We start from the raw sequence: 3,809 nt of genomic DNA on the forward strand, positions 1-3,809 counted from the left end.
TTGATATAATTCTGGTAGCATTTTCAATTGATAGGTCGTATTGACAAGTTATGACCTATCTTTTTTTACCATAATTTGCTCAATTTAAGATGTATCAAGGGTTACAGGGCGCTTGTCGCCCCCCCAGCACCAATCCCCTGTACCATTGGCAATAATATGATAGAGAAACGTCCGATTTTGTTTTAAGGACGAGTCATGGGGATGGGTAAAGGTGCCAATAGTTCCATCTGTGAATACTAAACCCCGCACCAAATCGCTTTGAAAGAATTCTTCAATAGCAACTCCCAAGGGTTGCTCTATAAATAATTTCCAAGCTAGTTTTTCTTCTTCTGTTTGAAAGCGATTTTTAATATCATCTCTGGTCTGCATTGGTTCGAGTAAAGATTGCCAAAGATGCTTTCCTAGAGATTTTTGTAATTGATGGAATTTGCAATAGTTTGGGTACTCTTGTAAATTTTCGGTGAGTTGTCCAAAAGATTTATGAGTAATTGTTTCATCACTATTACTAATCAGTAAACCTTGATGCTTTCCATCTTTTTCATATGGAGTGAAGGAAGCGGGATTTCTTTGTCGGAATTTAAAATTTAAATCTAGATCTGAGATAATTTTTTGTGGGAGCATTCCCACTAGATAGGCATACACTGAGAGTTTCGCTTCGATACCTGTAAATAGTTGTTCTGAAACAACTGCTCCTCCTACCTTATCTTGTTGTTCTAGCACCAAAACAGATTTACCCGCTTTGGTAAGATAACAGGCTGCGACTAGTCCATTGTGTCCACCACCGACGATAACGACATCGTAGTTTTTTTGTATATTTGAAGATGCCATGATTTTTCCTAGGGTAACTTGGGTGGGAGTATGTCAATATAAGAGGGATCGAGCCGATCGAGCAAACGGCGATTAGCTTCCCATACACTCTGGAATTCTTGGTTATTCTTGTGGAAGGGACCTTCGAACTGCCGTGCTGTATGTTCGCAAATCTCAGGTGGTGGTATGATTGGCTTGGCGTTGCTACTTAACACATTAACCTGAATCTCGCACGCCTTATTCAGGTAGTACATGTAGTAGAACGCCTCTGCCACTGTTTCACCTAGAGTTAAAAGACCGTGGTTACGGAGAATTAAACATTTCTTGTTTCCCAGAGATGCCACAAGCCTTTCTCGCTCATCAAGGTCAAGTGAAATTCCCTCATAATCATGGTAGGCAACCCGATTATAAAATTCCATGGAAATTTGGTTCAGGGGCAACAAACCCTCTTCCATAGCAGCAACAGCCATGCCACTAACAGTATGGGTGTGGATGATTGCATGAGCATTAGGGCAACCATTATGAATAGCACTGTGTATCGTAAATCCAGCAGGATTTACTTCCACGTCTGCCTGGTCAATTTTGTTGCCATTAGCATCCACTGGAACCAAATTTGATGCACATATTTCGTTGAACATCATACCATAGGGATTAATCAGGAATACTGGTGGTTCCTCTTTAATCCGCAAGGAAATATGGGTGTAGATCATGTCTGTCATCCCATAATAGTGAATCAAGCGGTAAGCAGCAGCAAGATCTATGCGCAAGTTTCGTTCTTCTTGGGAATAAAAGGGAGTTATGGAATTATTTATATTAGAGTTTTTTGTATTTACACTCATAGTTACATTTTTTTAAATTTTACTAAAATTAGTCTTCAAAGTAAACAGGAAGTATACGAACTTTAATTAAGATTAAAGTTACTATTAAACGAATTTACTTTTGGAAATAAAATCACCATCCTTAAGGTCAGTTAATTTATAACCAAATGACGTTAAAGTATCGTCACCATTAGATTTTATCAGTGAGTAAAGACCATCAAGGAAAATTTTTGAGTATCGGGCTTGGGAATCTACAAAACGCATTGTATATGCCATTCTCGATGGTAATTTTCCCTCCAGGAGGGGGACACTTCTATGCCAAACAAATTTGTCTAGTAGAAGGGCATCACCCACTTCAAAGCTATCTTCTACTTTATTTTTCTCTAAAACCATCTCTTCAGCTTTAGAAGCATAGAAAAACTCAAAATAATTAAACTCTTCGGTTTGACAAAATTCGGCAAAGTCTTTGTGTTGTATTAGTTCATACCGGAGGGCATAGTACCCAAAGGTGGGATAAGCCTTTCGCGATACATATGCCATGCCTCCATGTTGATCTTTGGTATTAATTGGAACTAGGGGGATCCAAATAGAATATCCTAAATCTTCTGGTTTAATGAAGTTGAAGCTAACTAAATCTAGATGGAAATGAAATCCTTTTCTGTTTGGTTTTAATTCAAATCCCACACCTTGGGTGAATATTAATTCATTTGCGATTAATTGCTTGAGGGCATTTTTAAAGTTTTCCTGGGAATATACTTTTTTTGTTACGGTATTTTCTAGGTCATAGCCCAGTCTGGAAAAATCCCCACTGTAAGATTCGGGAACTCTTGTTACTTGATTGGATTGGGCGGTTAAATTCCGTAATTTATCGATCGTTTCTTCCGTAAATAGTTTTTTTAGTTTGACAAATCCATTCTCAGCAAAAGATTTTTTTTCTTCTGGGGATATAGTGATTTTGTTGACTAGCAAAGACATAAGCTTTTAAGAAGTCAGGATGTAGGATTTAGAATAAGTTAGAGCTATAAATAAATTTACTTTTAGAAATGAAATCACCATCCTTAAGGTCAGTTAATTTATAACCAAATGAAGTTAAAGGATCATCCCCCATAGCTTTCACCATGTAATTAAAATCATCAAGAAACTTTTTACCATAGCGGGCTTGGGAATCCACAAAACGCATTGTGTATGCCATCCTCGAAGGTAACTTTCCTTCCTTCAGAGGGGCACTCCTATGCCAAACAAATTTGTTTAATAACAGAGCATCACCTACTTCAAAGTCATCTTCCACTTTATTTTTCTCTAGAATCAATTCTTCTACTTTGGAAGCATGGGGAAAGTTAAAAAATTTAAAATCTTCAGTTTGACAAAATTCGGCAATATTTTCGTGTTGTACTAGTTCATAAATAAGGGAAAAATACCCAGAGGCAGGATAAACGTTTTGAGGTACGTATGCCATCCCTCCGTGCTGCTCTTTGGTATTAATGGGAACTAGTGGTATCCAAATAGAATAGGCTAAATCTTCTGCTTTAATAAAGCTAAAACTAGCTACATCCAAGTGGAAATAAAATCCTCTTTTGTTGGGCTTTAATTCAAATCCCACACTTTCAAAGAAAGTTAAGTCATTCTCAATTAATTGTTTGAGAGTGTATTTAAAGTTTTCCTCAGAATAGATCTGGTGAGTGACAGAATTTTCTACACCGTAACCAATTCTGGAAAAATCCCCAGTATAGTATTCAGGAGCTTTGGTTATTTCCTTAGAGTTGTAGGTTAGCTCCCGTAATTTATCTATAGCTTCGCTGGTTAATAGTCTGTTTAGCTTGATAAATCCATTTTCCCAAAAGAATTCTTTCTCGGCTTGGGATAAGGTGACTTTGTTTACTAGTGAAGACATTTTTTATTAGGTAATTGATAGCAAGCAATAAAACCATACGGTGTTAACAATCTTACTTTTATGATTTAACAAGTGATATCAATCATGGTGTTAGATTCTAAAACTTTGAGATGCCACTGAGTAACTTCTTCTCCTGGTATCAAAATCGGACTCCCTGGGGGAACTCTCTTGATACAGCAACCGCTTATTTTACCTAATGCTTGCCCAATGGGTAATTTTTCTTTCCGGCTAAAGAAAGCATCTTTAGGTAAAGTCCTCATTTGAGGGCGACGGCAAAAGTAACTGTCAGATAA

4 protein-coding genes and 1 pseudogene are annotated in these 3,809 nt (G+C 37.3%); all 5 read right to left on the minus strand.

Annotated elements, in window-relative coordinates:
• Positions 1 to 84: 84 nt before the first annotated feature.
• Positions 85 to 828 carry an FAD-dependent oxidoreductase gene (locus F6K52_RS33720; protein WP_293089138.1) on the minus strand — a complete coding sequence of 248 codons (744 nt, stop codon included), beginning with the start codon at positions 826 to 828 and terminating at the stop codon, positions 85 to 87.
• Between the two features lie 8 nt (positions 829 to 836).
• Complete coding sequence (locus F6K52_RS33725) at positions 837 to 1,646, minus strand: class II aldolase/adducin family protein (RefSeq protein ID WP_293089139.1); 810 nt, start codon at positions 1,644 to 1,646, stop codon at positions 837 to 839.
• A gap of 84 nt (positions 1,647 to 1,730) precedes the next feature.
• A complete protein-coding gene (locus F6K52_RS33730) occupies positions 1,731 to 2,600 on the minus strand; it encodes a hypothetical protein (protein WP_293089140.1) in 870 nt (289 codons plus the stop codon).
• Between the two features lie 28 nt (positions 2,601 to 2,628).
• Positions 2,629 to 3,516, minus strand: a complete 888-nt coding sequence (locus F6K52_RS33735) for a hypothetical protein (protein ID WP_293089142.1) — start codon at positions 3,514 to 3,516, stop codon at positions 2,629 to 2,631.
• A gap of 65 nt (positions 3,517 to 3,581) precedes the next feature.
• Positions 3,582 to 3,809: pseudogene (locus tag F6K52_RS33740) on the minus strand (decarboxylase); the annotation flags it as partial.

Origin of the sequence: Moorena sp. SIO3H5, from assembly GCF_010692395.1 — a bacterium.
Taxonomy (GTDB): Bacteria; Cyanobacteriota; Cyanobacteriia; order Cyanobacteriales; family Coleofasciculaceae; genus Moorena.

What these genes read in the sequence shown, in the direction of transcription:
- F6K52_RS33720 (WP_293089138.1), bottom strand. Translation starts at nt 828, where the DNA reads ATGGCATCTTCAAATATACAAAAAAACTACGATGTCGTTATCGTCGGT.
- F6K52_RS33725 (WP_293089139.1), bottom strand. Translation starts at nt 1,646, where the DNA reads ATGAGTGTAAATACAAAAAACTCTAATATAAATAATTCCATAACTCCC.
- F6K52_RS33730 (WP_293089140.1), bottom strand. Translation starts at nt 2,600, where the DNA reads ATGTCTTTGCTAGTCAACAAAATCACTATATCCCCAGAAGAAAAAAAA.
- F6K52_RS33735 (WP_293089142.1), bottom strand. Translation starts at nt 3,516, where the DNA reads ATGTCTTCACTAGTAAACAAAGTCACCTTATCCCAAGCCGAGAAAGAA.